The following is a 21,619-nucleotide window of genomic DNA, read 5'->3' as shown; positions in this document are numbered from 1 at the left end:
GCGGGGGATCCCGACGGCTTCGGCTAGGAGAAGCGGAAGAGCTGGGACTTGGCGCCCGGTGAGCAGGTGGTGATGGTGAGGGTGTTGCCGGAGCCGGTGTCGGTCAGGCAGCTCTGGACGCCGTAGCCGAAGAGGAGTTGGAAGGTGCCGGAGCCGGCGTCCGCGACGGACCAGTTGATCATGTCGCCGAAGGAGCTGGAGCCGGCGAGTTCGGCGATGCTGGGGCTGCCGGCGTAGCGGCCGCCGAGGCTGATGCCGCTGCCGCTCTTGCAGGCGGTGAAGGTGGTGACGCCGGAGCCGTCGGTGGACTTGATCCAGCCGTAGCCGGGGTAGCCGCCCGCGACGACGGGGACGCCCGCGGTCAGGGCGTCGGAGCCCGGGCTGGCGGCGAGGCCGGTGCCGACGTTGACCAGGCGCCCCCAGCCGCTGCCGCCGCAGCCGTTGGACGGGGCGGTGGGCTTCGGGGTGGTGGGCTTGGGCTGCGTCGGGGTGCTCCCGCCGCCGCTGTTGCTGCCGCCGGAGGCGGCGGAACCGCCGCTCCCGGTGGCCGGGTTGCCGCCCGAGCCGGAACCCGAACCCGAGCCCGAGCCGGAACCCGAACCGCTGCCGGTGCCGGTGCCGGTGCCGGTTCCGGTGACCGCGCCCGTGCCCGCGGCGGTGCCCGGGTCGGGGTTGCCGTTCGGCGGGGCGGGGTTGTCGGTGGCGGGCGGCGCGCCGACGGGGGCCGGAGTGGCGCCCTGGCCGGTGGCGGGGGTGGTCGCGGGGGTGTTGCCGGCGGTGCTGCTCGGGCCGCCGGCGGCGTTCGCGGTGGCGGTGGGCTGCTGCCTGTTCTGCCAGGGCAGCAGGTCGAGTTGGTGCGCGGTCACGCCGCCGCCGGTGACCAGGACCAGCGGCAGCACCAGGGTGACCAGCCGGCGGCGGCCGTCGCGCGGGCGGGCCGCGGCCGGCGCGGTGGCGGCGTCGGCCGCCGCGGGAGCGGCCGCGGGGGAGGCCGGGACGGGTTCGGGGAGGCCGAGCACCGCGCCGAGTCCGGCGGGGGTGGACATCGCCCGGCGGGCTGCCACGGCCATCGCCGCGGCGTCCGGGTAGCGGTCGCCGGGCTGCTTGGCGAGGGCCTTGGCGACCACCGCGCGGACCGGTCCGGGTATCGCGTCGGGCAGCTCGGGGACCGGCTCGCGGACGTGCTTCAGGACCACTTCGAGCGGCGTCTCGCCGGTGAACGGCGGCTTGCCGGTAAGGAGTTCGTACAGCACCACGCCGACCGAGTAGAGGTCGGAGGCGGCCGAGGCGTCCTTGCCCTCGGCGCGTTCGGGCGCCATGTACAGGGCGGTGCCGATGACCGCGTGGGCGGTGGTGATCCGGGTGTCGGCGAGGGTGCGGGCGATGCCGAAGTCGGTGACGGTGACTCGGCCGTCCTGATCGATCATCAGGTTGGAGGGCTTGATGTCGCGGTGCACGATGCCCTGCAGGTGGGCGGCGTGCAGCGCGTCCAGCACCTGGGCGGCGATGTCGAGCGCGCGGTCGGGCGGGAAGCCCTTGCGGTCGCGGGCCTTGTCCAGCGGGCGGCCGGCGAGCAGTTCCATCACGATGTACGCGATGGCGGCGCCCGGGTCGGAGGCGTCCTCGCCGTAGTCGTGGATGTGCACCACGCCGCGGTGGTTCATCGCGGCCAGCACGGTCGCCTCGCGGCGGAAGCGGGCGGCGAAGAGCTCGTCCTCCATCAGCGCGGGCAGCACGATCTTCACGGCGACCTGACGGCCCAGCACCTGGTCGTCGGCCCGCCAGACCTCGCCCATCGCGCCGCTGCCGAGCCGCTCGGCGAGGGCGTAGCGGCCCCCGAGTACCGTCCCCCGACCCCACATGTCCCGCAGTCCCCCGAGCATGTTGTACGACTTGTCAGCACTCTAACACTCGGCGTGTCGCACAACCGCTGTGCACGGACGGAACCGTGACGTACGGTCAGCCGGTCGTACCCGACACGTTCCGAGGAGAGCTCGCAGTGCCGAACACCCTCATCGACTTCACCGCCGAGCGTCCCGCGACCCGGCCGCTCGACGTCCGGTGGATCCACGGTTCGCCGTCGTCGAAGCACAACACCGATCCCGACCTGCAGGTGTTCGCCCACGACGAGCACACCGTGATCCTGCGGCAGAACAAGGCGGTGCACTACGAGGCGCCGTTCCTGTACCTGCTGTTCGGCAACGAGCGGGCCGTGCTGATCGACACCGGCGCGACCGCCGAGCCCGCGCACCTGCCGCTGCGGCGGACCGTGGACGGGCTGGTCGCCGACTGGCTGGAACGCCACCCGCGCGAGGACTACGGGCTGCTGGTGCTGCACACCCACTCGCACGGCGACCACACCGCCGGGGACGGGCAGTTCGCGGACCGGCCGGACACCGAACTGGTACCGGCCGTGAAGGACTCCGCCTGGCCCTGGTACGGCTTCGACGCCGACCCGGACGCGGTGGTCACGGTCGACCTCGGCGGGCGGGTGCTGGAGGCGATCGCCACCCCGGGGCACCACGCCGCCGCGGTCACCCACTACGACCCGTGGACCGGCTTCCTGCTCACCGGTGACACCGTCTACCCCGGCCGGCTCTACATCGAGGACTGGGCGGCCTTCACCCGCAGCATCGACCGGATGATCGAGTTCGCCGAACAGCGCACCGTCACCCACGTGCTGGGCTGCCACATCGAGATGTCGACCACGCCGGGCGTCGACTACCCGATCTTCCACACCCACCAGGAGCACGAGGCGCCGCTGGAGCTCAGGCCGGCCCACCTGTACGAGATCCGCGGGGCGCTGGCCGCGATCGGCGGAGAACCGCGGAAGACGGTGCTCCCGCGGTTCATCCTCTGGCCGAACCCGTAGCCGTCGGCCGCCGACGGTCCGTCAGCGGCGCAGCCGGGCCTCCGCCGCCAGCGACTCGACCAGCTCGTCCACCCGGGCGGCGGGCAGGCCGCGGGAGACGAACCAGGCGCCGACGTTGCGCACGTCCCGCTCCAGGAAGGAGAGGCCGCGCGGGTTGGCCACCACGTCGACGATCTGCGGAACGTCGATGATCACCAGGCGGCCGCGGTGCACCAGGATGTTGTACGCCGAGAGGTCACCGTGGGCGTACCCGTCGAAGGCCAGCACCGAGAGGCTGCTGCCCAACTGCTCCCACAGGTCGTCGACATCGGCCTCCTCGGTGCGGAGTTGGGCCAGCCGGGGGGCGGCGGCACCGCTCTCGTCGCCGACGAACTCCATCAGGATCTCGGTGCCCGTGATCTGCACCGGGTAGGGCACGGCCACGCCCGCGGACCACAGGCGGCTCAGCGCGGCGAACTCGGCGGCCGCCCACTGGCCGGCGATCGCCTCCTTGCCGAACGTCGTCCGCTTGGCCATCGCCCGGGTGATCCGGGACTCCTTGTGCTGGCGGCCCTCCAGGTACCCGGAGTCCCGGTGGAACATCCGGTGCTGGGCGTCCCGGTACCGCTTGGCGGCCATCAGGGTGCGGCGGCCGGTGCCGGGGACGGCGCGCTCCAGCAGGAAGACGTCCGCCTCCTTGCCGGTCTTGACGATGCCCAACTCGGTTTCGACGGCCGCGAGTTCGGTGACGACCCAGTCGGGGCGCGGCTCGGGGCCCTTCTCGGTCGGGGTGGACTGGTCCCACGTCGACCAGCGGTCGCCGACGGGGGGACCGTCGGTCACCGGGGCCGGGGACTCCTCGTCGGACCCGCCGTCGGCGGGCTCGTCGGAGGGGAAGTAGAGGTACTCGGGTTCGGCCAGGTCGTCGAAGCGGTCGGCCTTGCGGCCGCGACGGGACGCGCCCTTGGGGCGGATACGGGAGAAGGAATCGCTGTCGGCAAAGCGCTCGCGCACTGCGGTGGCTCCTGAGGAGAGGCCCACCGGGGCGCTGGTGACGCGCTGTCAGCCGGTGGGGAGAAGACGAGAGGGAGGGGCGAATGGCGCGCAGGCGAAGGCGCGCCGCGTCGTGGCGGCAACCATTCGGACACACCTCCTCTCATCTGGTCCTCGCACAGGAGGACGACGACCACCCTAGCCGGACCGAGCGGGAACGCAAGCGATTTATTTCGGCGCACCGGGAGCCCGCCTGCGGCTATGAATGGGTGGCAGGGACCGACGGATCGAGAGGAGTGCCGGGCCGATGGCGGTGCAGGACGTGGGCGGGGTGCAGGTGATGGTGTGCCCGGCGGAGGGCGAGGCGCTGGCGGGGGAGCAGCAGGCGGTGGACCTGCTGGGGGACGCCCACTACCAGGGGGCGTCCTGGGTGGCGGTGCCGGTGGCGCGGCTGGGGGAGGAGTTCTTCCGGCTGCGCAGCGGGGTCGCCGGCGCCGTGGTGCAGAAGTTCGCCCAGTACCGGATGGGTCTGGTGGTGGTGGGCGACATCGCGGCGCACGTGGAGCGCTCGGACGCGCTGCGGGACTTCGTGCGGGAGAGCAACCGGGGCGGGCAGCTGTGGTTCGTGGCGGATCTGCCGGAGTTGGCCGGGCGCTTGGCGAACTAGCGGGTTATGCGGGGCAGTTGATCTGCCGACAGGGTCTTCCGGGCGCCAGGTGACATGTGCAATTGTACATGTCACCTGGCCGTCGAGGGCTTCCCCCGACGGCTTCCGACCCTCCGCCGTGGCCCCAACACGGCGTCATACCAGGCCCGGAGGCCCCCACGTGCGAACCTTCCGGATACCGTTCGCGTCCGCGACGCGGACGCTGACCCTCCTGCTGTCCTTCTGTCTGGCCCTCGGCTTCCTCGGCGCGCTGGCCCCCGGAGCCCGGGCGGCCGCCCCCGCCGGCCCGCCCACGGCGGCCGGCCAGGCGAAAGCGGCGAAGTCCGCGCCGCGCAGCACCGAGGCGGCCGAGCGCCGCAAGGACGCCGCCCGCGAGGTTCGGGCGGACGCCAGCAAGCGGCCGCCGCTGGCGTCCGGCGGCGAGCCCGCGGCCGTACGGGCCCAGGCGCTCGCCGCGGCGGCGACCTGCAACACCGCGGACTTCACCAGCCGCACCGGCAGCGCCCTGGTGACGCAGATCAAGTCCGCGAGCGTGGACTGCGTCAACTCGCTGTTCACCCTCAAGGGCAACGACGCCAAGCTGGCCTTCACCGAGTCGCAGATGGTCACGGTGGCCAACGCGCTGCGCACCGTCGCCGCCGGCTACCCCGGCGACGACTCCACCTCGGCCACCCAGATCGTGCTGTACCTGCGGGCCGGGTACTTCGTGCAGTGGTACAACCCGGACGTGGTCGGCCCGTACGGCAGCAGCCTGAAGTCGGCGATCGAGGGCGGCCTGGACGCCTTCTTCGCCGCCCCGCACGCGCAGGACGTGTCCGACGCCAACGGGGCCACCCTGGCCGAGGCGGTCACCCTGATCGACAGCGCGGCCGAGAACGCCCGCTACCTGGGCGTGGTGAAGCGGCTGCTGGCCGGCTACAACAGCAGCTACGACGCGTCCTGGTGGATGCTCAACGCCGTCAACAACACCTACACCGTGCTCTGGCGCGGCCACCAGAACAGCGACTTCCTGCCCGCCGTGCAGGCCGACCCGAGCGTGCTGGACACCCTGCAGTCCTTCGCCTCCCGCAACAACGCGCTGCTCGGCGGCGACAAGGGCTACCTGGTCTCCAACGCGGGCCGCGAACTCGGCCGCTTCCTGCAGTACCCGGCGCTGCAGGCGAAGACCCGGCCGCTGGTGAAGAGCCTGCTCGACCAGAGCTCGATCACCGGCCGGACCGCCGCGCTCTGGGTCGGCCTGGCCGAGATGACCGACGGCTACGACAAGGCCAACTGCGCCTACTACGGCACCTGCGACCTGGCGAACCGGCTGAGGGCCGCGGTGCTGACGGTCAACTACACCTGCAGCAGCTCGATCAGGATCGTCGCCCAGGCGCTGACGGCCGATCAGCTGACCACCGCCTGCACCAGCCTGAAGGGCCAGGACGCCTACTTCCACGGCGTGGTCCGGGACGCCGGCGCCGTCGCGGGCGACAACAACACCACCATCGAGGTGGTGGTCTTCCACTCCAGCAGCGACTACCAGACCTACGCCGGCACCATCTTCGGGATCTCCACCGACAACGGCGGCATGTACCTGGAGGGCGACCCGGCCGCGGCGGGCAACCAGCCGCGGTTCGTCGCCTACGAGGCCGAGTGGGTCCGCCCGGACTTCCAGATCTGGAACCTCAACCACGAGTACACCCACTACCTCGACGGCCGGTTCGACATGTACGGCGACTTCGACGCCGGCATGGTCACCCCGACCGTGTGGTGGGTCGAGGGCTTCGCCGAGTACGTCTCCTACTCCTACCGGAACGTCGAGTACACCGACGCGATCACCCAGGCGGGCCTGCACACCTACGCGCTGTCCACCCTGTTCGACACCACCTACGACAACGCCGACCAGACCCGGGTCTACAACTGGGGCTACCTGGCGGTCCGTTACATGCTCCAGTCGCACCGCGCCGACCTGGACGCCCTGCTCGCCAAGTACCGGGCCGGGGACTGGAACGGCGCCCGGACGATCCTGAAGACCACCATCGGGACCCGCTACGACGCCGACTTCAACGCCTGGCTGACCGCCTGCAACGGCGGCAACTGCGGCGCCCCGACGGTGCCCACCGCCCCCGAGTGCACCGGCGCCGACACCCGGCAGCTCGACCGGAACTGCCGCCGCTCCGGCGTGGCCGCCACCACCGGCAACTACGCCTACTTCTACCTGTACGTCCCCGCCGGCACCGGCAGCCTGACCATCACCGCCACGGGCGGCACCGGCAACGCCGACCTCTACTACAACGGCGGCGCCTGGGCCACCACCGGTTCCTACACCGCCAGGTCCACCACCGGCGGCAACAACGAGACCCTGACCATCAGCAACCCGCCCGCCGGCTACAACTACATCAGCCTGTACGCCCAGCAGGGCTTCACCGGCGCGGCCGTCACCACCTCGTACTGACCGCACCGCCGCACCGACGGCCCGGCCCACCCACCGGTGGGCCGGGCCCCGGCACGTCCGGCGATGGGAGATCATGGAGGGTCGAGCACCGGACCCGCACCGAGGAGCCCCACCCGTGGCCGAGATCGTCCTGTTCCACTCCGCGTACGGCCTGCGCCCCGCCGTGCACCGGGCCGCCGACCGGCTGCGCGCCGCCGGGCACACCGTGCACACCCCCGACCTGTACGACGGGCGGACCTTCGACGACCTGGAGGACGGCATGGCGTACCGCGACCAGGTCGGCAACGACGAACTGCTGCGCCGCGCCGTCACCGCCGTCGCCCCGCTGCTGCCCGCCGAGCGGGGTCTGGTGTACGCCGGGTTCTCGCTCGGCGGCTCGCTGGCGCAGAACCTGGCGCTCGCCGACGAGCAGGCCCGCGGGCTGCTGCTCCTGCACGGCACCTCCGACCTGCGGGAGGACGCCGCCACCGGGATCCCGGTGCAGCTGCACGTCGCCGAGCCGGACGCGTACGAGTCCGAGGACTGGCTGAACACCTGGTACCTGCAGCTGACCCGGGCCGGTGCCGACGTCGAGGTGCACCGCTACCGGGGCGCCGGCCACCTGTACACCGACCCCGAACTGCCCGACCACGACGCCGAGGCCGCCGAGCGGACCTGGGCCGCCGCGCTGGCCTTCCTGGCGGAACTCGACCAGCAGGACTGACCCGGCGTCAGGAGGCGAACACCACCTCGCGGCTGTCCGCCTCCGGCTCCAGGAAGGCCAGCAGCCGCTCGCCCTCCCGCACCAGCTCGGGGCGCCGGGCGTGCGGCAGCAGCGGGGTCAGGGTGAGGACGGCCGCGCCGCGCTTGCAGGCGTGCTCCCAGACGCCCGCGACCCGGCCGTCCACCAGGTAGGAGGCCAGCAGGGTGCCGTTGACCGCCCGGTACACCTGCTGGTGGATCGCGGCGGGCAGCATCCGGGTGCGGTCGGCGTGCGAGAGCAGCGCCGCGTCCCACTTCGGCAGCAGCCGCACCGGCAGCTCGCGGTCCGGGTCGACGTCGACCGGCGGGGCGTCCGGCAGGTCGAGCAGCTCGCGGCCGTCCTCGGCCCGGTAGCGGACCGGCTCGCCGAGCTCGGCCAGCGCCGGGTCGATCTGGCGCAGCGGCAGGCCGCTGAAGTGCGCGATGTCGGCCCGCGAGGCCGGCCCGTACCCGGCCAGGTAGCGGCGCACCAGCCGGGCGGTGGCGGCCGGCTCCGCCGGCAGCTCGCCCGGCCACAGCACCAGCCGGGGCTTGCCGTGCGCCCGCCAGTGCCCGGACGGGGCGACGTGCACCAGCGGGAGCAGCGCCCGGGCGTAGTTCAGCAGGTCGTCCGTGCGGACCTTGCCGCCGGACGCCTCCGCGGTGTGCCCGCGCAGCTCCTCCGCGCTGCGCGGGACGGCCGCGAACTCCCGCAGCGAGGCCTCCAGTGCGACCTCGTCCAGGCCGGCGGCCCGGTGCCGGCCGCGCAGGTCGGGCAGCCACCGGCGGCGCCAGGCCGCGGCCAGCTGCCCGTAGTCCTCGCCGGGCACCAGGTGCAGGGTGCCGCGCATCAGCGTCGACTTGACCACGCTGCCGTCCAGCAGCGCCGCCTCCAGCTCCCGGTACCCGAAGCCCGGCAGCCGGGCCCACAGCGCCAGGTGCGGCGACGGCGAGTACTGGGCCTGGAGCGCGGCCAGCCGCCGGACCGCCCCGGCGGCCGGCAGCCCGGCGTCGGCGTGCAGCAGCTGCCGCTCGAAGTAGGAGACCGTCAGCTCGCGGTCGGACAGGGTGCGTTCGGCCGGCATCGCCGGGTCTCCTCTCGTCGACCGTCGCCGGCCAACCTAACAGCCCGTCAGGACGCCGGCGGGGCGGTGGGCGGCGGGGGGTAGGCGTAGGCCGCGCCGGGGGCGTCGACGGGAGCCGGGGGCGCGGCAGGAGGGGCGGGCGCGGGCGCGGCCGGCGGCGCGGGCGGCGTCGACGACGGAGGCGCAGGGGCTCCCCACGGGGCCGGAGCCGGGCCGGGGCCCGGAGCGGGGGCGCCCCACGGGGCGGCCTGCGCCGGGCCGGGGAACGGCGCGGCCTGGCCCGGGACGAACGGGGGCCGCGCGGCGGCGGGGTACGCCGGCGCGGGGGACGGGCCGCGGGTGACGGCGACCACCAGGGCGGTGATCAGGAAGAGCAGCACGGTCAGCGCCAGGGTGCTGGTCAGCAGCAGGTGCCCGACCGGCTGGTAGGCGAAGTCGTGGTCCAGGTTGGGCCCGGTGAACAGGTTCACCAGCTGGGTGACCGCGCCGTACGCGTTCACCGCGCCGAGCACCACCGCCGCGGCGCGCACCCAGCCGCCGCCGGCGAACGCGCCGAACATCAGCACCGCGGTGGCCAGCAGGAAGGCGAGGTCCGAGCCGAAGAAGCCGACCGGCCCCGGCACCAGGTGGTCGTAGGAGAAGCCGAGCGCGTCCGGCAGGTAGTCGAGGCCGCCCTGGACCAGGTCGTACACCAGGACGGAGCCCTGGACGAGCAGCTGCAGCAGCATCAGGACCCCGATGCCGGGCAGTCCGCGGGCGCCCTTCGGGGGCGGGTTCTGCGGGGGTGGAGCGAAGGCCATGACGAGTTCCCTCCCGGTGCGCGTGTGGTGGATCGGAGGGTAGCGGAGGGGATTAGACTCGGGGGCGCGAACCCGGAAGCCGTGGTCCGAGCCCTGGTGGTGGCTCGGGCCTTACGTGTTTCAGCCCCCACCCGGACCCCGGAGGCACCGCCTTGAGCGACCAGCCGTACGCGCACCTGCACGTCCACACCGAGTATTCGATGCTGGACGGCGCCGCCCGGCTGAAGCAGCTCTTCAAGGAGGTCGAGCGACTCGGCCAGACCCACGTCGCGATGACCGACCACGGCAACATGTACGGCGCGGCCGAGTTCCACAAGCAGGCCACCGCGGCCGGCATCACCCCGGTGATCGGCATCGAGGCGTACGTCGCGCCGGAGTCCCGCTCCAACACCAAGCGCATCCTGTGGGGTCAGCCGCACCAGAAGAAGGACGACGTCTCGGCGTCCGGCGCCTACACCCACAAGACCATCTGGGCCCGCAACAAGGAGGGCCTGCACAACCTCTTCAAGCTGACCTCCCGCTCCTACGCGGAGGGCTGGCTGGTGAAGTGGCCCCGGATGGACAAGGAGATCATCGCCGAGCACGCGGCCGGCCTGATGGCCACCACCGGCTGCCCCTCCGGCGAGGTGCAGACCCGGCTGCGGCTCGGGCAGTTCGACGAGGCGCTGAAGTCCGCCGCCGACTACCGCGACATCTTCGGGGCCGAGAACTACTTCCTGGAGCTGATGGACCACGGGCTCGACATCGAGCGGCGGGTCCGCGACGGCCTGCTGGAGATCTCCAAGAAGCTGAACATCCCGCCGGTGGTCACCAACGACTCGCACTACACCACCGAGGGCGACGCGGGCGCGCACGACCTGCTGCTGTGCGTGCAGACCGGCAAGAACCTCTCCGACCCGGACCGCTTCCGCTTCGACGGCACCGGCTACTACATCAAGTCGGCCGCCGAGATGTACGGCCTGGACTCCTCCGACGCCTGGCAGGAGGGCTGCCGCAACAGCCAGCTGCTGGTGGCCTCCCGGGTCGACACCGCCGGCATGTTCGAGTTCAAGAACCTGATGCCGCGCTTCCCGATCCCGGAGGGCTACGAGTCCGAGGCGGACTTCTTCAAGGCCAAGGTCTGGGAGGGGATGGACTGGCGCTTCCCCGGCGGCTACGACGAGGAGCACAAGAAGCTCGCCGAGTACGAGATGGACACCATCATCCAGATGGGGTTCCCGGCGTACTTCCTGGTGGTCGCAGACTTCATCATGTGGGCCAAGAGCCAGGGCATCGCGGTCGGCCCCGGCCGAGGCTCCGCCGCCGGCTCGCTGGTGGCCTACGCCATGGGCATCACCGACCTCGACCCGATCCCGCACGGCCTGATCTTCGAGCGCTTCCTCAACCCCGAGCGCATCTCCATGCCCGACGTCGACATCGACTTCGACGAGCGCCGGCGCGGCGACGTGATCCGCTACGTCACGGAGAAGTGGGGCTCCGACAAGGTCGCCATGATCGTCACGTACGGCACCATCAAGGCGAAGGCCGCCATCAAGGACTCCTCCCGGGTCCTCGGCTACCCGTACGCGATGGGCGACCGGATCACCAAGGCGATGCCGCCGGACGTGATGGGCAAGGGCATCCCGCTGTCCGGCATCACCGACCCCTCGCACCCCCGCTACGGCGAGGCGGGCGAGATCCGCGGCCTGTACGAGAACGACCCCGACGTCCGCAAGGTGATCGACACCGCCCGCGGCATCGAGGGCCTGATCCGCCAGCCCGGCGTGCACGCGGCCGGCGTGATCATGTCCGCCGAGCCGCTGACCGACCACATCCCGGTCTGGACCCGGCACACCGACGGCGTCACCATCACCCAGTTCGACTACCCCACCTGCGAGGGCCTCGGCCTTCTGAAGATGGACTTCCTCGGACTGCGCAACCTGACGATCATGGACGACGCCGTCAAGGCGATCGAGAAGAACAAGGGCGTCAAGATCGAGCTGCTCCAGCTGCCGCTCGACGACAAGCCGGCCTACGAACTCCTCGCCCGCGGCGACACCCTGGGCGTGTTCCAGCTCGACGGCGGCCCGATGCGCTCGCTGCTGCGCCTGATGAAGCCCGACAACTTCGAGGACATCTCCGCCGTCCTGGCGCTGTACCGACCGGGCCCGATGGGCGTCAACTCGCACACCAACTACGCGCTGCGCAAGAACGGCCAGCAGGAGATCACCCCGATCCACCCGGAGCTGGAGAAGCCCCTGGAGGAGATCCTCAAGCCCACCTACGGCCTGATCGTCTATCAGGAGCAGGTGCAGAAGGCCGCGCAGATCCTGGCCGGCTACTCGCTCGGCCAGGCCGACCTGCTCCGCCGCGCGATGGGCAAGAAGAAGAAGGAGATCCTGGAGGCCGAGTTCGTCCCGTTCCAGAAGGGCTGCCGGGAGCGCGGCTACTCGGACGCGGCGATCCAGGCGGTGTGGGACGTCCTGGTCCCGTTCTCCGGCTACGCCTTCAACAAGGCGCACACCGCCGGCTACGGGCTGGTCTCCTACTGGACGGCGTACCTCAAGGCCAACTACCCGGCCGAGTACATGTCGGCGCTGCTCACCTCGGTCAAGGACGACAAGGACAAGTCGGCGGTCTACCTCAACGAGTGCCGCAAGATGGGCATCCAGGTGCTGCCGCCGGACGTCAACGAGTCCGACGCCGACTTCACCCCGCACGGCAGCGAGACCGTCCGGTTCGGCCTGACCGCGATCCGCAACGTCGGCGGCCCGGTGGTGGAGTCGATGATCCGCACCCGGAAGGCCAAGGGGAAGTACACCTCGTTCCCGGACTTCCTGGACAAGGTCGAGTCGGTGGTCTGCAACAAGCGCACCGTCGAGTCGCTGATCAAGGCCGGCTCCTTCGACTCGCTCGGGCACACCCGCAAGGGCCTGACCGCCCAGTTCGAGCCGATGATCGACAACGTGGTGGGGATCAAGCGGAAGGAGGCGGAGGGCCAGTTCGACCTGTTCGGCGGCGACGCCGTCTCCGACGAGCCGTCCTTCGGCCTGGACGTGGTGTTCTCCGAGGAGGAGTGGGAGAAGTCCTTCCTGCTCACCCAGGAGCGCGAGATGCTCGGCCTGTACGTCTCCTCGCACCCGCTGCACGGCATCGAGCACGTGCTCGCCGACAAGGCGGACTGCGCGGTCGCCGACCTCGCCGAGCGCCCCGACGGCGCCATCGTCACCATCGGCGGCATCATCTCCGGCCTGCAGCGCAAGATGACCAAGCAGGGCAACGCCTGGGCGATCGCCACCGTCGAGGACCTCGCGGGCTCCATCGACTGCATGTTCTTCCCCGCCAGCTACCAGCTGGTCTCCTCCCAACTCGTCGAGGACGCCGTGGTGTTCGTCCGCGGCAAGCTCGACAAGCGGGAGGACGTGCCGCGGCTGATGGGCATGGAGCTGTCCGTCCCCGACCTCAGCAACGTCGGCGCGCAGCTCCCCATCGTGATCACCGTGCCGGACAACAAGCTCACCCCGCCGATCGTCGGCCGGCTCCGCGAGGTCCTCACCCACCACAAGGGCAGCACCGAGGTCCACATCCACCTGCGAGGCCCCCACCGGACGGTGGTGCTGCGCCTGGACCGGCACCGGGTGAAGTCCGACCCGGCGCTGTTCGGCGACCTCAAGCAGCTGCTCGGGCCGAGCTGCCTGGCGGGCTGACGGACCGGGCCGCCGACGGCAGAAGGCCCCGGCGGAGCGCGGTGCGCTCCGCCGGGGCCTTCCTGGTGCGGGCTCAGTTCTCCTTGACCACGACGGTCTTGGCGGCCTTGTCGTGGAACGCCTGCTGCAGCGGCTTGTCCCAGAGCGGGGAGAGCGCGTTGACCAGCATCGCCAGCGAGCCGAGGAGCGGGATGATCGCCGGGCCGCCCCAGACCCCGGCCCGGGTCCAGATCTCGTTGTCGGTCGGCCGGGCGCCGGTCGCGACGCTGACCACCCGCAGCTTCATGACCTTCTTGCCCACGGTCTGGCAGTGCTGAGTGAGCATCAGCAGGCCGTCGTAGAGCACGTAGGCGGCCGCGAACAGCACCCAGTACATGATGCTGAACGGAGCGAACATCAGAGTGGCGAGGATGTTGACCACCACCGCGAGGATCACGCCGTCGATCAGGCGGGCCACGAACCGGTCCACCGGGGTGGCCAGCGTGCGGGTGCCCGGGGTCGGCGGCACGCCGGGAGGCGGGGTCGGAGCGATCCAGCCCGGCAGCGGGGCGCCCTGCGGCGCGCCGTACGGCTGCTGGCCGTAGCCCTGCTGGCCCGGGATCTGCTGGCCGTAGCCGGGCTGCTCGCCGTAGCCGGGAGCCGGGGGCTGCTGCTGGGCGTAGGGGTTCGGCTCCTGCGGCTTCTGGTACGGATCCTGCGAAGGCCCGTAGCCAGGAGGGGTGTTGCTGCTCATGCTTCCGACTCCAGGTCAACTGTTGGGGATGCTGGTGCCGTTGTACCCGGAATCGGGGGGACTGTGGAAGATGATCCGACAATCGTTACTCAGTGCCAGTGGTAACGGCGCTTCAACGAGTCGATCACCAGATTGAAACGGGCCCGGTCAAGGGCGCACGCCTCCCGCCGCATCCCGCCGTCGTGCACCCGGAACACCCGGTCCAGCGCCACCCAGGAGTCCCGCCCGGTGCGGTCCCACGGCCCCGCGCCCAGCGGCACCCAGTCCCGGTTGTGGTCGTGCCCCTTGCTGGACAGCATCACCGTCAGCAACGAACCGCCCGCCTCCCGGGCCACCACCAGCACCGGCCGGTCCTTGCCCCGCCCGTCGTTCTCCTCGTACGGCACCCAGGTCCAGACGATCTCGCCCGGGTCCGGGTCGCCGTCGTGGTCCGGCGCGTACTCGGTGCGCACACCGCTGATCCGCTCGGCCCGGACCTCCACCGTGGCGTCCGCCCCGAACCGGCCGGGCTGCTCCGTCTGCTCGTTCAACTCATGCATGGCGGAAGGCTATCGACCGCGTCGATCCCGGCGTCAGGAGGCCCGGAGTTCGGCCGGCACCACCGCGTGCAGCGCCGCCGCGAACGCCGCCACCGCCGGGTGCGCGGCGCCGCCCGCCCGGAACGCGGTGCGGGTGCGGCGGTAGACCGGCAGCCGGGTCAGCACCACGTTCGGCGGGCAGCGGTCGATGCCCAGGTGCGGGACCAGCGCGACCCCCTGACCCGCCGCCACCAGCGCCAGCTGGGAGGCGAAGTCGTCCACCCGGTGCCGCACCCGCGGACTGAACCCCGCCGCCTGGCACGCCCGCTGCGCCATCGCGTGGCAGAGCGTGCCGACCGGGGCGGTGATCCACGGGCTGTCCCGGTGCTCCGCCAGGGTGCCCGTGGCGCGCGCCGCCAGGTACATCGGCTCGGCGAACACCGGGCCGGTCAGCGCGATCCCCTCCTCCGGCTCGGCCGGCACCAGGTCGTACTCGTGCACCAGCGCCACGTCCAGTTCGCCCGCGCGCAGCGCCCCCGCCACCGCGGCCGGGTCCACCTCGCTCACCATCGACTCCAACTCCGGGTGCCGCGCCGCCAGTTCGGCCAGCGCCGCGGGCACCAGCGCGCGCACCGCCGACGGGTACGCGCCGATCCGCAGCGGGCCCGCCAACCCCCGCCGGGCGTGCGCCAGCTCGGCGTCCGCCCGCTCCAGCAGCTCCAGCACCGCCTCGGTGTGCCGCACCAGGTTCCGCCCCGCCGGGGTCAGCGCCACCCGCCGCCCCGAACGCTCCAGCAGCGGCACCCCCGCCTCCCGCTCCAGCACCGACAGCTGCTGGGACACCGCCGAAGGACTGAACGCCAGGGCCTCCGCCACCGCGGCGATCGTCCCGTGGTGGGCCAGTTCGCGCAGCAGCCGCAGTCGTCGCACATCGAGCATCGGCTCAGCTTACGAGAACCATCGGAAATATGAACTGGACCCGCACGGTCGCCCCCGGCAGGCTTCCCCGTATGGAACTCCACGGCATCCACGTCCCGCTGGTCACGCCCTTCACCGCCGACGGCGCCCTCGCCCTCGACGCCCTGGAGCAACTGGCCCACGACTGCCTGGACGCCGGCGCCACCGGACTGGTCGCCCTCGGCACCACCGGCGAACCCGGCTCGCTCACCACCGCCGAACAGGACGCCGTCATCGAGGTCTGCCGGCGGGTCACCCACGCCCACGGCGCCGTCCTCACCGTCGGCGCCGGCCACGGCGGCACCGCCCGCACCGCCGAGGCACTGGCCGCCCTGGACGGGCGGGCCGACGCCGCACTGGTCGCCGTCCCCGCCTTCGTCCGCCCCGGCGAAGCCGGCGTGCTCGCCCACTTCCGCGCCCTCGCCGAGGCCGGTCCCCTGCCGCTGGTGATCTACCACATCCCCTACCGCACCGGGCAGACCCTCGGCGCCGCCGCCATGCTCGACCTGCTGGCCCTCCCCGGCGTGGCCGGGGTCAAGTACGCGGTCGGCGGCATCGACGAGGAGACGGTCGCCCTGATGGCCGCCGGGCCGCGCGGCGTCCTCGCCGGCGACGACCTGTTCCTCTCGCCGCTGCTCGCGATGGGCGCCGACGGCGGGATCCTCGCCTCCGCCCACCTGGAGACCGAACGCTTCGTCGCCCTGCACCGGGCCTGGCAGGACGGCGAGACGGAGACCGCCCGGAAGCTCGGCGCCGACCTCGCCGGGGTCTCCCGCGCCGCGTTCGCCGGACCCAACCCCACCGCGCTCAAGGCGCTGCTGCACCGCGCCGGACGCATCCCCACCCCGGCCGTCCGGCTGCCGCTGCTCGCACACACCTGAGAACCGCCCGCCCGGGCGCAGATCTTCCGGCCGCGGAGCGGCCCCACCGGAGGGATTGCCGCGCCGGACGGCAAGCGTTCACCTCGTGGGACGCCCCCGCGAAAACCCGCCCTGACAAGGCATGATTCTGCTGAACAGACGTAGGAGGAGGAGACGGATGAGGATCGGCATCGTAGGTGCCACCGGTCAGGTCGGCGGCGTGGTCCGCGAGATCCTGGCGGAGCGCGACTTCCCGGTCGAGCAGCTGCGGCTGTTCGCCTCGGCCCGCTCGGCGGGGCGCACCCTGCCGTGGAAGGACACCGAGGTCACCGTCGAGGACGCCGCCACGGCCGACTACAGCGGTCTCGACATCGTGATCTTCTCGGCGGGCGGCGCCACCTCCAAGGCCCTCGCCCCCAAGGTCGCCGCCGCCGGAGCCGTCGTCATCGACAACTCCTCCGCCTGGCGCCGCGACCCCGAGGTCCCGCTGGTCGTCGCCGAGGTCAACCCCGACGCGATCGCCGACCGCCCCAAGGGCATCATCGCCAACCCGAACTGCACCACCATGGCCGCCATGCCGGTGCTCCGCCCGCTCCACCAGGAGTCCGAGCTGGTCGCCCTGGTGGTCTCCACCTACCAGGCCGTCTCCGGCTCCGGCCTGGCCGGCGTCTCCGAACTCCACGAGCAGGCCCGCAAGGTCGTCGACGGGGCCCCCGCCCTGGTCCACGACGGCGCCGCCGTCGAGTACCCCGCGCCCGGCGTCTACAAGCGCCCCATCGCGTTCAACGTGATCCCGCTCGCCGGGTCCGTCGTCGACGACGGCAGCAACGAGACCGACGAGGAGCAGAAGCTCCGCCACGAGAGCCGCAAGATCCTCGGCATCCCCGAGCTCAAGGTCGCCGGCACCTGCGTCCGCGTCCCCGTCTTCACCGGCCACTCCCTCCAGATCAACGCCCGCTTCGCCCGCCCGCTCGCCCCCTCCCGGGCAGTGGAGCTGCTGGACGGCGCCCCCGGCGTCGTCCTCACCGACATCCCCACCCCGCTCCAGGCCGCCGGCCAGGACCCCAGCTACGTCGGCCGCATCCGGGTCGACGAGACCGTCGACAACGGCCTCTCGCTGTTCCTCTCCAACGACAACCTGCGCAAGGGCGCGGCCCTCAACGCGGTGCAGATCGCGGAACTGGTCGCGGCCGAACTCCGCGGCTGACACCTCCGGACCACGGGCTGCGAAGTCAGGGGCGCGGGGTACGGCGCGGGACGGGAGACAACCGCTCGCGCCGTACCCCGCGCCCTTCTGCTCCACGACCCGTCGCCGCGTTCACTGCCCCGGGTGCACCGGGGTCGGGTCGACCGTGACCGGGATCTCCGGGGAGGTGGCGGCGGCCGTCCACTTGTCGCCCGGTGCGAACCACTGGTAGCTGCCGGAGACGTGGGCGGGGACCTGGAGGGTGAGGAGGCCCTCGGGGTCGGCGGTGGCGGTGGCGAGGGTGGTCCAGGCGGCGGAGCCGGTGGGGCGGAACTGCAGGTAGGCGGTGGCGCCGGGGGCGGGGGCCTGCGCGTGCTGCTCCCAGGAGGTGTGCCGCAGCCGGGCCCGGAGCTGGACGGGGTCGTCCTTCGTGGCGTGGACGGGTCCGCTCGCCCGGTCGAGGACGGCGGTGTGCTTGAGGGAGAAGCCGCCCGCGGACTTGGAGACGTAGCGGTCGCCGTCGTTGGCGCGGATGCGGAGGTCGACGAACCAGGTGCCGGCCTGGTCGTCGAAGAGGCCGTGACCGGTGGCGGTGACGGTGGCCCGGCCGGTGCAGCGGGCCGCGGTGCCGGTGGCGTCCAGCGGGGCGCAGGTCAGCGGGGCGACCTTGAGGGTGGCGTAGTTGGGGCCCCACAGGCCGATCGGGTCGACGGTGCGGATGCCCGCGCGGTCGGTGGCGACCACCTCGACCGGGACGGTGCGGGTCTCGTCCGGTCCGAGTTCGACCGTCCGGCCGTTGTTGACGACCACCGACACCAGGGCGGTGTCGCCGTGGGAGGTCTCCGGTGCGGTCGCGGGCACCAGGACGAGGGCGACCGCACCGATCGCCGCCACTCCGCACAAGGTCACCGCACTCTTCCGCACGGTGTCCCAGTATCCAGGGTCGGGGCGGAGTCCCCGCGAGCGATTCGCCGGGCGAACGGGGGGTAAAGGTGTGCCCAACGGTCGCCGGACCGCCGCGCGGCGTCCCCACCGCGCCGGGGCCGGGCCGAGGAGGAGGTGCCGGAGATGGACCGCTGTGTCGTCCTGGTCGACGCGGGCTACCTGCTGGGCGCCGCCGCCAGCCTGCTCGCCGGGGAGCCCGGCCGGTCACGGATCGCCGTGGACCATCCGGTGCTGATCAGCGCCCTGCGGGAGCGCGCCGAGGAGGAGACCGGCCTGCCGCTGCTGCGGATCTACTGGTTCGACGCCGCGGTCGACCGCCGCCCGGCGCCCGAGCACCGGCGACTGCGGGTGCTGCCCCGGGTGACCGTCCGGCTCGGCGCGCTGACCCGGGCGGAGGGGCGCTGGGTGCAGAAGGGCGTGGACGCCGCGATGCACGCCGAGCTCAGCGAACTCGCGCGCAACCACGCGTGCGCGGACGTGGTGCTGGTCACCGGGGACGGCGACCTGCTGCCCGGGGTGGCCTCCGCGAAGGAGCACGGGGTGGCCGTGCACCTGTGGGCGCTGGAAGCCGCCGACGGGGACTTCAACCAGTCGGAGGAACTGGTCGGCGAGGCCGACGAGCGCCGGGTGCTGGACCGCGCCTGGATCGAACGCTGGGCCCGCCCGCGGGAGACCGCTGCCGAGCCCGTCGCGCCCGCGGCGTCCGTGGCGGCCGTGGCGGCCGTCGCGCCGGTCGCGGTGCTGCCCGCCGCCGCTCCCCGCCCGCGCCCCGTGCCGGTGACGCCCGTGGTGCCCGCGCCGGCCGGGCCGGCGGCCAGGACCGCCCCGCTGCGGGTCATCCCCACGCCCAAGGACCTGGCCGGGCGCACCGTCCCCGCCCCCGCGTCGCCGCCGGGCCCCGCCGCGCTCGGCGGGCCGGTGCTGCGCTGGTCCTCGGACCGCGGCTGGGTCGACCGGGCCGACGCCGCGACCGCCGCCGACGCGCTGCCCACCCTGGACCGGCTCACCACCTCCGCGCAGCGCTGGGCGGACCGCGAGGAGGACATCACCAGCGTCGGCGGCGACCCGCAGGAGGTCGGCCAGGTGTTCGCCCGCCGCTGGCTGGACCGGCTGGCCGGCGCCGACCGACCCGAACTGCTGTGGACCGACCACCCGCGGATCCCGCACCGCCTGGACGGCGAACTGCTCCGCTACGCCGCCCGGTTCGGCCTGCTCGCGCACAAGGAGGACCAGATCGACGAGCAGGACCGGTACGCGATCCGGGAGGGCTTCTGGAAGGAGCTGGCCGCCCGCGTCCCCGAGGCCCGGCAGCCCACCGGGGCGGCGGAGGACAGCTGACCGCCCCACCCCGCGTGTCCGGAACGTCCTTTACGGCGCGTAGAGTCTTCCGTCGTGAGCAAGGCACCTCAGGGCTGCTGCACGGTCAGCGGCCTGGTCAAGACCTACCGGACGGGCGCCGCGGTGGTCCGGGCCAACGACGGCATCGATCTCGCCGTCCACCGCGGCGAGGTGTTCGGCCTGCTCGGGCCCAACGGCGCCGGCAAGTCCACCCTGGTCCGCCAGCTCACCGGCCTGCTCCGCCCCGACGCCGGCCGCATCGAACTGCTCGGCCACGACCTGGTCCGGCACCCCGAACGGGCCGCCCGGCTGCTCGCGTACCTCGGCCAGGAGTCCACCGCCCTCGACGAGCTCACCGTCGCCCTCGCCGCCGAGACCACCGGACGGCTGCGCGGACTCACCCGGGCCGCCGCCCGCGCCGAGACCGCCGACGTGATCACCGAACTCGGCCTGGAACCGCTCGCCCACCGCCCGCTCGCCAAGCTCTCCGGCGGCCAGCGCCGCCTCGCCTGCTTCGCCGCCGCCCTGGTCGGCGAACGCCCGCTGCTGGTCCTCGACGAGCCCACCACCGGCATGGACCCGGTCGCCCGCCGCGCCGTGTGGAGCGCCGTCGACCGCCGCCGCGCCGAGCGCGGCACCACCGTGCTGCTGGTCACCCACAACGTCATCGAGGCCGAGACGGTGCTCGACCGGGTCGCGGTGATCGACGGCGGCAAGGTGATCGCCTGCGACACCCCCGGCGGGTTGAAGGCCCTGGTCGACGGCCACGTCCGGCTCGACCTGGTGTGGCGCACCGATGCCCCGCTCGGCGTCCCCGCCGTCGCCGCGCTGGCCGACCGCGCCGAACGCACCGGCCGCCGCTGGACCCTGCGCACCACCCCCGACGAGGCCCGCGAGCTCGTCGCCGCCGTCACCACCGGGCCCGCCTTCGCCGCGCTCGACGACTTCACCCTCGCCACCCCCACCCTGGAGGACGCCTACCTCCGGCTCGGCGGACGGCACGGAGGACTCGCCCGATGACCCTGCTCGACGCCCCCGCGGTCGCCACCGAGCCCGCGCCGCTCGCCCCGGCCGCCCGGCTGCTGCCCGCCCTGGCCGCCGTGTACCGCGCCCAGCTGGCCCGCGCCAAGGTCTCCCGGATCCCGCTGCTGTTCGTCGCCACCTTCCAGTCCGTCGGCATCCTGGTGATGATGCGCGGCGTGGTCGACCCCGGCGACAACCCGTCCGCGCACGCGGTGGTGGCCGGCTCCGCCGTCCTGGTGGTCGCCTTCGTCGCGCTCAACCTGCTCGCCCAGTACTTCGGCAGGCTGCGCGCCACCGGCGGCCTCGACCACTACGCCACGCTGCCGGTGCCGCCCGCCTCGGTGGTGCTCGGGACGGCCGCCGCGTACGCCTCCTTCACCGTGCCGGGCGTCTTCGTCACCGCCGGCATCGGCAGCTGGATGTTCGACCTGCCGATCGCCCGGATGTGGATCCTGCTGGCCGTCGTCCCGCTGGCCGGCGCCGCCCTGGCCGGCCTCGGCGCGGCCCTCGGACTGCTCGCACCCCGGCAGGAACTCGCCACCCTCGCCGGCCAGTTGGGCATGTCCGCGGCCCTCCTGCTGGGCGTCCTGCCGGCCTCCCGGCTGCCCGTCCCCGTGCAGTGGCTGCGCGACCTGCTGCCCTCCAGCTACGGCGTCGACGCGCTCGCCCTCACCTACGCGCCGCACCCCGACTGGGCCCGCATCACCCTCGACCTGGGCGTCTGCGGCGCGGTCGGCCTCGCCTCGCTCTCCCTCGCCACCTGGGCCTACCGGCGCGCCGCCCGCTGAACCGTTCCCGGGCCGAGATCGACACCCGCGGG

At 73.0% G+C, this 21,619-nt stretch carries 18 protein-coding genes; 10 read left to right on the top strand and 8 right to left on the bottom strand.

Translation table 11 applies throughout. From position 1 onward, the window contains the following. Positions 1 to 23: 23 nt before the first annotated feature. Positions 24 to 1,883 (bottom strand): serine/threonine-protein kinase, encoded by a 1,860-nt coding sequence (locus BX266_RS09600; RefSeq protein WP_099898483.1) that lies wholly within the window; start codon positions 1,881 to 1,883, stop codon positions 24 to 26. Between the two features lie 116 nt (positions 1,884 to 1,999). On the opposite strand from BX266_RS09600, the gene BX266_RS09595 reads away from it, so the two are divergent. Beyond that, entirely contained in the window at positions 2,000 to 2,872 is an 873-nt protein-coding gene (locus tag BX266_RS09595; RefSeq protein ID WP_099898482.1) for an MBL fold metallo-hydrolase, read from the top strand. Between the two features lie 21 nt (positions 2,873 to 2,893). Here BX266_RS09595 and BX266_RS09590 read toward each other — a convergent pair whose 3' ends face one another. After that, a complete protein-coding gene (locus tag BX266_RS09590) occupies positions 2,894 to 3,865 on the bottom strand; it encodes a serine protein kinase RIO (RefSeq protein WP_218969243.1) in 972 nt (323 codons plus the stop codon). 286 nt (positions 3,866 to 4,151) lie between these two features. Here BX266_RS09590 and BX266_RS09585 point away from each other — a divergent pair, with 286 nt between their 5' ends. The 3 genes from BX266_RS09585 (at position 4,152) to BX266_RS09575 (ending at position 7,651) form a co-directional block, all read left to right on the top strand. Next, positions 4,152 to 4,511: a DUF4180 domain-containing protein gene (locus BX266_RS09585; RefSeq protein ID WP_099898481.1), complete on the top strand. Its 360-nt coding sequence runs from the start codon at positions 4,152 to 4,154 to the stop codon at positions 4,509 to 4,511. Between the two features lie 160 nt (positions 4,512 to 4,671). After that, positions 4,672 to 6,948 (top strand): M9 family metallopeptidase, encoded by a 2,277-nt coding sequence (locus BX266_RS09580; protein WP_259464627.1) that lies wholly within the window; start codon positions 4,672 to 4,674, stop codon positions 6,946 to 6,948. A gap of 73 nt (positions 6,949 to 7,021) precedes the next feature. Next, positions 7,022 to 7,651, top strand: a complete 630-nt coding sequence (locus tag BX266_RS09575; RefSeq protein ID WP_099898480.1) for a dienelactone hydrolase family protein — start codon at positions 7,022 to 7,024, stop codon at positions 7,649 to 7,651. A gap of 7 nt (positions 7,652 to 7,658) precedes the next feature. On the opposite strand, the gene BX266_RS09570 is transcribed toward BX266_RS09575, so the two are convergent. Together BX266_RS09570 and BX266_RS09565 are read right to left on the bottom strand one after the other, a co-directional pair. Then, positions 7,659 to 8,753, bottom strand: coding sequence for a winged helix DNA-binding domain-containing protein (locus tag BX266_RS09570; protein ID WP_099898479.1), 1,095 nt, complete (start codon positions 8,751 to 8,753; stop codon positions 7,659 to 7,661). A gap of 47 nt (positions 8,754 to 8,800) precedes the next feature. Beyond that, positions 8,801 to 9,553 (bottom strand): hypothetical protein, encoded by a 753-nt coding sequence (locus BX266_RS09565; RefSeq protein WP_099898478.1) that lies wholly within the window; start codon positions 9,551 to 9,553, stop codon positions 8,801 to 8,803. 152 nt (positions 9,554 to 9,705) lie between these two features. On the opposite strand from BX266_RS09565, the gene dnaE reads away from it, so the two are divergent. Continuing rightward, complete coding sequence (gene dnaE, locus BX266_RS09560; protein ID WP_099898477.1) at positions 9,706 to 13,239, top strand: DNA polymerase III subunit alpha; 3,534 nt, start codon at positions 9,706 to 9,708, stop codon at positions 13,237 to 13,239. Positions 13,240 to 13,312: 73 nt separating this feature from the next. Here dnaE and BX266_RS09555 read toward each other — a convergent pair whose 3' ends face one another. The 3 genes from BX266_RS09555 to BX266_RS09545 form a co-directional block, all read right to left on the bottom strand. Continuing rightward, on the bottom strand, positions 13,313 to 13,972 hold the full coding sequence (locus tag BX266_RS09555; protein ID WP_099898476.1) for an RDD family protein: 660 nt from the start codon (positions 13,970 to 13,972) through the stop codon (positions 13,313 to 13,315). A gap of 89 nt (positions 13,973 to 14,061) precedes the next feature. Continuing rightward, positions 14,062 to 14,511: a type II toxin-antitoxin system PemK/MazF family toxin gene (locus BX266_RS09550; RefSeq protein WP_180290431.1), complete on the bottom strand. Its 450-nt coding sequence runs from the start codon at positions 14,509 to 14,511 to the stop codon at positions 14,062 to 14,064. Between the two features lie 33 nt (positions 14,512 to 14,544). Continuing rightward, positions 14,545 to 15,429 carry a LysR family transcriptional regulator gene (locus BX266_RS09545; protein WP_099898474.1) on the bottom strand — a complete coding sequence of 295 codons (885 nt, stop codon included), beginning with the start codon at positions 15,427 to 15,429 and terminating at the stop codon, positions 14,545 to 14,547. Positions 15,430 to 15,458: 29 nt separating this feature from the next. On the opposite strand from BX266_RS09545, the gene BX266_RS09540 reads away from it, so the two are divergent. Further along, on the top strand, positions 15,459 to 16,328 hold the full coding sequence (locus BX266_RS09540; protein WP_180290430.1) for a dihydrodipicolinate synthase family protein: 870 nt from the start codon (positions 15,459 to 15,461) through the stop codon (positions 16,326 to 16,328). 157 nt (positions 16,329 to 16,485) lie between these two features. Then, positions 16,486 to 17,514 (top strand): aspartate-semialdehyde dehydrogenase, encoded by a 1,029-nt coding sequence (locus BX266_RS09535; protein ID WP_099898472.1) that lies wholly within the window; start codon positions 16,486 to 16,488, stop codon positions 17,512 to 17,514. Between the two features lie 111 nt (positions 17,515 to 17,625). On the opposite strand, the gene BX266_RS09530 is transcribed toward BX266_RS09535, so the two are convergent. After that, entirely contained in the window at positions 17,626 to 18,402 is a 777-nt protein-coding gene (locus BX266_RS09530) for a hypothetical protein (protein ID WP_143686894.1), read from the bottom strand. Positions 18,403 to 18,561: 159 nt separating this feature from the next. On the opposite strand from BX266_RS09530, the gene BX266_RS09525 reads away from it, so the two are divergent. The 3 genes from BX266_RS09525 to BX266_RS09515 are packed head-to-tail and all read left to right on the top strand — an operon-like array spanning position 18,562 to position 21,587. Then, positions 18,562 to 19,776, top strand: coding sequence for an NYN domain-containing protein (locus tag BX266_RS09525; RefSeq protein WP_099898470.1), 1,215 nt, complete (start codon positions 18,562 to 18,564; stop codon positions 19,774 to 19,776). A 54-nt stretch (positions 19,777 to 19,830) separates the two neighbouring features. Beyond that, complete coding sequence (locus BX266_RS09520) at positions 19,831 to 20,796, top strand: ABC transporter ATP-binding protein (protein ID WP_099898469.1); 966 nt, start codon at positions 19,831 to 19,833, stop codon at positions 20,794 to 20,796. After that, positions 20,793 to 21,587, top strand: a complete 795-nt coding sequence (locus BX266_RS09515; protein ID WP_099898468.1) for an ABC transporter permease — start codon at positions 20,793 to 20,795, stop codon at positions 21,585 to 21,587. Before BX266_RS09520 ends, BX266_RS09515 begins: the two co-directional genes overlap by 4 nt. Positions 21,588 to 21,619 lie beyond the last annotated feature (32 nt).

Source organism: Streptomyces sp. TLI_171 (assembly GCF_003610255.1).
Lineage (GTDB): Bacteria > Actinomycetota > Actinomycetes > Streptomycetales > Streptomycetaceae > Kitasatospora.
The sequence above is the reverse complement of the archived record's forward strand: the minus strand, read 5'-3'. Positions and strand labels throughout refer to the sequence as shown.

Excerpts from the sequence above, each read along its gene's own strand:
- BX266_RS09570 (WP_099898479.1), bottom strand. The coding sequence starts at position 8,753 with ATGCCGGCCGAACGCACCCTGTCCGACCGCGAGCTGACGGTCTCCTAC.
- BX266_RS09600 (WP_099898483.1), bottom strand. The coding sequence starts at position 1,883 with ATGCTCGGGGGACTGCGGGACATGTGGGGTCGGGGGACGGTACTCGGG.
- BX266_RS09565 (WP_099898478.1), bottom strand. The coding sequence starts at position 9,553 with ATGGCCTTCGCTCCACCCCCGCAGAACCCGCCCCCGAAGGGCGCCCGC.
- BX266_RS09540 (WP_180290430.1), top strand. The coding sequence starts at position 15,459 with ATGAACTGGACCCGCACGGTCGCCCCCGGCAGGCTTCCCCGTATGGAA.
- BX266_RS09550 (WP_180290431.1), bottom strand. The coding sequence starts at position 14,511 with ATGCATGAGTTGAACGAGCAGACGGAGCAGCCCGGCCGGTTCGGGGCG.
- BX266_RS09525 (WP_099898470.1), top strand. The coding sequence starts at position 18,562 with ATGGACCGCTGTGTCGTCCTGGTCGACGCGGGCTACCTGCTGGGCGCC.
- BX266_RS09515 (WP_099898468.1), top strand. The coding sequence starts at position 20,793 with ATGACCCTGCTCGACGCCCCCGCGGTCGCCACCGAGCCCGCGCCGCTC.
- BX266_RS09585 (WP_099898481.1), top strand. The coding sequence starts at position 4,152 with ATGGCGGTGCAGGACGTGGGCGGGGTGCAGGTGATGGTGTGCCCGGCG.
- BX266_RS09555 (WP_099898476.1), bottom strand. The coding sequence starts at position 13,972 with ATGAGCAGCAACACCCCTCCTGGCTACGGGCCTTCGCAGGATCCGTAC.
- BX266_RS09545 (WP_099898474.1), bottom strand. The coding sequence starts at position 15,429 with ATGCTCGATGTGCGACGACTGCGGCTGCTGCGCGAACTGGCCCACCAC.
- BX266_RS09535 (WP_099898472.1), top strand. The coding sequence starts at position 16,486 with ATGAGGATCGGCATCGTAGGTGCCACCGGTCAGGTCGGCGGCGTGGTC.
- BX266_RS09575 (WP_099898480.1), top strand. The coding sequence starts at position 7,022 with ATGGAGGGTCGAGCACCGGACCCGCACCGAGGAGCCCCACCCGTGGCC.